At 65.7% G+C, this 1,891-nt stretch carries 2 protein-coding genes; one reads left to right on the top strand and one right to left on the bottom strand.

The features are described 5' to 3' along the window. Positions 1 to 223 precede the first annotated feature (223 nt). Entirely contained in the window at positions 224 to 1,555 is a 1,332-nt protein-coding gene (locus WCB02_RS30415) for an NAD(P)/FAD-dependent oxidoreductase (RefSeq protein ID WP_423963832.1), read from the bottom strand. Between the two features lie 191 nt (positions 1,556 to 1,746). Between WCB02_RS30415 and WCB02_RS30410 the strand changes: the two genes are divergently transcribed. Beyond that, positions 1,747 to 1,891: DUF2934 domain-containing protein (locus tag WCB02_RS30410; RefSeq protein ID WP_423963835.1), on the top strand; the 145-nt coding region annotated here is incomplete at its 3' end.

Raw genomic sequence — 1,891 nt, 5'->3', positions numbered from 1 at the left:
GCGTGGGGCCTCGGCCTCCCCGCCACGAGCGTTCGGGTGAACGCTGATCCCCGCTGATCGTCGAAAAAGGCCCTGCTGGCCGAAAAATGCTCCCTGTTAGGTGCAAAAAGCTCCCTGTTAGTGCCGCTCACGAGACGCAGCAAGCTTGGCGTTTTTTTTTCAGGCAAGACCGATTTGGCGGTGCTGGTGAGTGTCACTAACGGCGCTGCAATTGCGACGCGCTCTAATGAAGCTTGACCCTCGGCTCCGCGCGCCGCGAGAGGCCGCGCGCGAGCGTGCCGAGCGCGGTCTTGGTCACCCCGTGCAGCGCCCGCTCGTGCATCTTGTAGAGCGACCGATACGCCCATCGCGCCAGCACCCCTTCGATGAAGAGGTTGCCGCCGAGCGCGAGGTTCATGAGATTGCCGATTGCGCCCATCCGGCCGAAGGATACGAGCGAGCCGAAGTCGCGGTAGACGAACGGCTCAAGCGGCTGGCCCTGCAGCCGCCGCTTGAACTGCCTGGCGAGATGCGAGGCCTCCTGATGGGCGGCCTGGGCGCGCGGCGGGACGGGCGCCTCGGAGCCCGCGCGGGGAACGGCGGCGCAATCGCCAATGGCGAAAATGTCCGGGTCGCGTGTCGTCCTCAGCATGGGGTCGGTCACAAGCTGATTGGCGCGGTTGACCTCGAGCCCGTCGAGATCGGCGAGAACATCCGGCCCCTTGACGCCCGCCGCCCAGACGGTGAGTTCGGCGGGGATGAATTCGCCGCTCGCGAGTTGGATGCCGTCGGCGCGGACCGCCGAGACGCGGGCGCTGGTGCGCACATCGACGCCCATTTTGGTCAGGATCGCGAGGGTGGCCACCGAGATCCGCTCGGGCAACGCAGGCAGAATGCGGTTCGCGCCCTCGATCAGAATGATACGGATGTCCCGGTCCGGATCGACCTGGTCGAGGCCATAGGCCACCATCTCGCGCGCGCTCTGATAGAGCTCCGCGGCCAGCTCGGTGCCGGTCGCGCCGGCGCCGATGATCGCGACATGCAACTGGCCGGCGTGGATCGGCTCGCTCTGCGCCTGGGCCCTCAGGCCGGCGTTGACGAGGCGATGGTGAAACCGCACCGCCTGTTCCGCCGTCTCGAGCGGAACGGCGAATTCCGCCGCTCCCGGAGTGCCGAAATCGTTGGTCACGCTGCCGATGGCGATCACCAGCGTGTCATAGGGAATACTGCGGGGAGCGGCAATCTCACGGCCCTCGTCGTCATGGGTCGCCCCGAGCCGGACCAATTTCGCTGCGCGGTCGAGCCCGACCATCTCGCCGAAGTGGTAGCGAAAATGGCGCCAGTGGCCTTGTGCGAGATAATTGAGCTGGTGCTCGGAGGGGTCCATGCTGCCGGCGGCGACCGAATGGAGGAGCGGCTTCCACAAATGGGTGCGGCTGCGCTCAATCAGGGCGATGTCGGCCAAGCGCCGCTTGCCGAGCCGATCGCCGAGGCGGCTGACAAGCTCGAGGCCCGCCGCTCCGCCGCCAACGACCACGATTCGATGCGGCTGATTGTCGCTGGACAGCGGCGACATGAAATCCGAAGCCCCTCCGGTTACGCGCCCGCGCCCTCGAAAGGCTGGACTTTTTCGCCTTCCAATGTCGGCGGCGCCGAGGCGCAATGGCTAGCACGCGCCGTTGAAGAACCCCAATAGTCCGAAACCCGGAGCCAACGCCCCGCTGACGGGATATACTCGACTGCGCGCTGTTCGAGAGGAGTTCGTTCATGAGCGACATCGAAGAGGCTATCCGCAGACGAGCCTATGAGCTTTGGGAGCTGGCCGGCTGGCCCGAAGGCCGGAGCGATGAATTTTGGCATGCGGCGAGATTGGAGCTCGGCGCTAAAGAGACAATGGAGGAGAAGATCGACG

It is taken from the genome of Bradyrhizobium sp., from assembly GCF_049581145.1.
Classification (GTDB): Bacteria; Pseudomonadota; Alphaproteobacteria; order Rhizobiales; family Xanthobacteraceae; genus Bradyrhizobium.
This window is presented reverse-complemented; position numbering and strand designations above follow the sequence as displayed.

Bases quoted from the DNA above. Each gene is read 5' to 3' on its own strand.
- WCB02_RS30415 (WP_423963832.1), bottom strand. From the start codon at position 1,555: ATGTCGCCGCTGTCCAGCGACAATCAGCCGCATCGAATCGTGGTCGTT.